Source organism: Terriglobus sp. YAF25 (genome assembly GCF_052113305.1).
Taxonomy (GTDB): Bacteria; Acidobacteriota; Terriglobia; order Terriglobales; family Acidobacteriaceae; genus Terriglobus.
The window spans coordinates 1-1,471 of sequence record NZ_JBFRCY010000930.1; the positions used below are offsets into that span (position 1 = coordinate 1).

1 protein-coding gene and 1 pseudogene are annotated in these 1,471 nt (G+C 60.6%); one reads left to right on the top strand and one right to left on the bottom strand.

Annotated features, from left to right (window positions below; all coding sequences use genetic code 11):
* Window positions 1-113 precede the first annotated feature (113 nt).
* Window positions 114-1,076 (top strand): MBL fold metallo-hydrolase, encoded by a 963-nt coding sequence (locus AB4043_RS25325; RefSeq protein WP_442303262.1) that lies wholly within the window; start codon window positions 114-116, stop codon window positions 1,074-1,076.
* Window positions 1,077-1,176: 100 nt separating this feature from the next.
* Here the strand turns inward: AB4043_RS25325 and AB4043_RS25330 are convergent.
* Window positions 1,177-1,471: pseudogene (locus AB4043_RS25330) on the bottom strand (hypothetical protein); the annotation flags it as partial.

Here is a 1,471-nt window from a genome sequence, read left to right on the forward strand (position 1 = left end):
CCCCGAAGGACGCCGATCAAGTCCGGTACGAGGCCGAGGTCAACGAGGCCCGGCGTTCTTCCATGAAGAACCTGCTCTACCGCAAGGACAGCTAGTCGATAGCAAGGGCTATCATGGCAGGCATCGCTTGGTTCCAGGAGTGTGCCACCGTGAAGCCCTTTTCCCTTTCCCTGCACATCGTCCTGTCCGTCGCCGGTTCCTTAGCCGCAGCACAGCAGGCCGCACCCAAGCCGCCGATGATCCCCAGCGGCGAGACGCGGAAGCTGACCGCTCATACCTATGCGATTGAAGACAAAGACACGACTCCGGGCGTGCCGAACATCGGCTTCGTCGTAGGTTCCCGTGGAGTCCTGGTGATCGACACCGGGATGGGGCCGCGAAACGGCAAGGTCGTCGTTGCCGAAGCCCAGAAGCTGGCGCCCGGACACCAGATCTATCTCGTCACCACGCATGTGCATCCCGAACACGATCTCGGCGCCGAAGCCTTCCCGCCGCAGACGAAGATGATCCGCTCAGCCGACCAGGAGAAGGACATCGCCCAGTATGGCCTGAGCATGGCCAACACCTTCATCGCCCGCAGCACCGTCAATGCCGAGCTGCTAACCGGAGCAAATTTCCGCACTGCCGACATTCATTTCGACAAATCGTACGACCTCGACCTGGGCGGTGTTGCTGTCCGCATTCTGGCGATGGGGCCAAACCATACCCGTGGCGACACCGCAGTCTGGGTACCTGCCGATCGGGTCCTGTTTTCCGGCGATGTTGCCATGAAGGGGATGCCGTCATTTGCCGGCCCCGACTCCAGCGTGAAGCAGTGGCTGGCCAGCCTGCAGACCTTTGCTTCCCTGAAACCGGCCATCGTTGTTCCCAGTCATGGACCGATTGGAGATGCCGGCTACATCACCGGATATCAGTCGCTGCTGACCACCGTGCGTGATCGCACCGCGGCGCTCAAGCGGCAAGGAAAATCTCTGGAAGAAGTGACATCCACGCTAACTGCCGAACTCAAGCCGAAGTATGCCGATAGCAATCGTCTGGCCGGGGCTATTCGGGCAGCCTATGCTGAAGCCTCGTAATTAGAGCATTTTCCCTGTTGCCGGGCATTCCGGAAGAGACGTGCAGCGGCGTTTTCATTGGGGAAAAACGCCCATAGATGCGGAAGCCCTACACCTGCACCTACAGGGAAAATGCTCCGGCGGCGCGCATTGCGGCAAACAGTGCCTGCCAACCCTCGTCACCTAAAGCCTTGCGGAGACGTTTTTGCGCCCGCTGCCAATGCGGCATCGCGTCGGCCAAAAGCCGGCGGCCAAGGGGGGTGACGCGCAGTCCGCCGCGTCCCCCCTCTACCCAGTTGCGTTTCTTCATCACAGCGATGTCGCGGGAGACGGTGGTTTTATCCATGCACAGAGCATGGGCAAGACCGGCCTGGGTGCAAAGCGGCATATGCTCCATCATTTGCAGCAGACCGAAC

Excerpts from the sequence above, each read along its gene's own strand:
- AB4043_RS25325 (WP_442303262.1), top strand. The coding sequence starts at position 114 with ATGGCAGGCATCGCTTGGTTCCAGGAGTGTGCCACCGTGAAGCCCTTT.